Source organism: Dapis purpurea BLCC-M126, from assembly GCF_050015975.1.
Taxonomy (GTDB): Bacteria; Cyanobacteriota; Cyanobacteriia; order Cyanobacteriales; family Microcoleaceae; genus Trichodesmium.
Genome location: NZ_JBNHER010000212.1, coordinates 25145 through 27687, shown reverse-complemented (window position 1 = coordinate 27687; position 2543 = coordinate 25145). Strand labels below are relative to the sequence as shown.

Annotated in this window: 2 protein-coding genes; both read right to left on the bottom strand. The window is 39.2% G+C overall.

The annotated features are described in order from the left end of the window. Nucleotides 1-1048: PAS domain-containing protein (locus tag ACP6PL_RS18655; RefSeq protein ID WP_426546773.1), on the bottom strand; the 1048-nt coding region annotated here is incomplete at its 3' end. A 302-nt stretch (nt 1049-1350) separates the two neighbouring features. Beyond that, complete coding sequence (locus ACP6PL_RS18650; protein ID WP_426546772.1) at nt 1351-2436, bottom strand: TRAP transporter substrate-binding protein; 1086 nt, start codon at nt 2434-2436, stop codon at nt 1351-1353. Nucleotides 2437-2543 lie beyond the last annotated feature (107 nt).

Sequence of the window (2543 nt, the reverse complement as noted above, 5' to 3'; positions counted from 1 at the left end):
GATCGCTACTTAGTATAACCTTGGACGGAAAAGATACCAAATGGGTTCTATAAATAGCTAGCTCTTCCTCTGCCTTCAGGCGTTGTGTGATATCTGCGCCAATACTTACAAATTCGACAATAGCTCCATCGCGATTGTAAATGGGGACGTGAGACCACTCCAACGTAAGGATATCACCTGTTTTGGTCATCAGGCGACTCTGGGTTTTTAAGGAATCGTGGCCTTGGTAAAGGCTCCAAAAATCCTTGGTTTGCTGGATGCGATCTGCGGGAGGGGACATGGACTCAAACCAGCTATATCCTTTAATTTCTTCAGGTTGGAATCCGGTTAACTGACTGAAATAAGGATTGACGTACTGGGTTTGAGCTTGGCGATCTCGGGAAATGATAACTAAGTTCACAGTTTCCACTAAACTCCGCCAGCGTTTTTCGCTAGTTTTTAGCGCTTGCTGAACAATGCCCAACTGTAAAATTCGGCTAACAATTTGGGCGTTGATTATCAAAACTAGCGGCAGATAACTGAATTCTAGAAGATAAAAGGTTTTCAACAGACCAATATCCACTAGAACGGTGTGGATATAGACTAAGATGAAAAAGATTAAACCAATGCCAAGAAATATAGCTGATTGGCGATGCCCTTGACGAAAGTGACGATAACAAGCAAATAAGTTAAATCCGTTGAGCATCAAATCTAGTAGATAAATAGGGTTTTGTAAATTCTCACCAGTCTGAGCTATAATAGAAATCGTTTCTCCCCAAGGCAGTTCACTCTCCAAGATTTTATTAGCTCCTGGATTGTTGAACAATAAAGCCTGCCACAAAATAACCAAGCTGATCACATACCCCATGCTAATTAAGTAAGGGAGTTTCATTGGCTTAAAATCAGTATAATTTGCTACAAATAAGACCAAACAAGCCCCTGATAGGACTTGCATCGAGAAAACTGCATTAAATAGGAGTTGATGTATAGCTGTTTCAGAGATTTGATAGGCAATGGCGGCGAGGAGTGTTGAAATAGCATTGACAAAACCAAGTCCACCAAAGGCCAAATATAGCTCTCGGTCTAAACCCTTCGACGCAATGAAAAAGCTGAGGAGACAGGAAGCAAGGCAGATACCTGCAACCAAGCTAAGGAAAATGGGTAAAAGAACCATCAATTAATAATAAAGAAGATTTTGTGAAATGCTCAAGTCTTACTTTTAACTTTTGACTTTTGGGCGTTGGTAATTGGTGGGATGATTTTCTACTAGGGGTGATACCCACCAGTTACTTTGGTTAAATATTTAGAGGTATTAAAAACAGATTACTTTTAAAGTTTCATCTATTGATTTACCAACACCGACTTTTGACTTTACTTTGGCGAGTTATTAAACGAAAACTGAGTAAAACTTAACTCATTAACTTTATTCCAATTAAAAACTTGTTCTCGAAATTTTTTCCACTGTTGATAAACTTCCTTAAAACTCACATTTTTACCAGCATTTTCCTCATAAATCTCAAAAGCAGCCTTCTGAGCAGCTTCCATAATTTCTGGGCTAAAAGCTCTTAGCTGAACACCCTTTTCAATCAATCTTGGCAACGCTTCACTATTCAAAACATCATATTGAGCCAACATATTCAAATTAGTTTCATAAGCAGCAGTCTGAAAAATTTCCTGATATTCCTTTGGTAACTTATTCCAAGCATCCAAATTAACTAATACATCTAAAGTCAGACCAGGTTCCCACCAACCAGGATAATAATAATATTTTGCTGCCTTATATAAACCCAATTTCTCATCATCATAAGGTCCTGTAAATTCAGCAGCATCAATAGCACCTCTTTCCAAAGCCAAATAAACTTCCCCACCAGGTAACACCTGAACATTTACCCCCAATTTAGTCATCACATCACCTCCCAAACCAGGAATACGCATCTTTAAACCATTGAGGTCAGCCAAACTATTAATTTCCTGCCTAAACCAACCACCCATTTGTGCCCCTATGCCACCCGCAGGGAAGTTGATAATGTTAAAATCAGCATAAACTTTTTGCATGGCTTCTAGACCTCCACCATGATATAGCCAGGCATTCTGTTGTGGGCCAGTCAAACCGAATGGAACAGTAGTTGCAAATACAAGAGTAGGATTTTTGCCTTTATAATAAAAACTACTGGTATGACCACATTGTATAGTGCCCTGTTGTACAGCATCTAAAACTTCTAACCCTCCGACTATTTCACCAGCTTGATAGGGAGTAATAGTAAATTTGCCATTAGTCGCAGCAGCAACGCGATCGCAAATCCTCTGCGCTCCACCAAACAAAGTATCTAAAGATTTCGGCCAACTCGTTGCCATTCTCCATTTTATCTGTTGGGGTTGGGTTTGACTCAATGCAGGTAAAGCAACTGCACTTGTAGCAGCAGCAGTAGTGTAACTAATTAGATTTCGACGTTTCATGATTTATTATAGTAGGGAATAGGGAATAGGGAACAGGGAACAGTGGGAAAAACACTTCCGTTGTAGGAATTTAAAAATCAGAATTTTGAATTTTGACTTTACTAAGT

Excerpts from the sequence above, each read along its gene's own strand:
- ACP6PL_RS18650 (WP_426546772.1), bottom strand. The coding sequence starts at position 2,436 with ATGAAACGTCGAAATCTAATTAGTTACACTACTGCTGCTGCTACAAGT.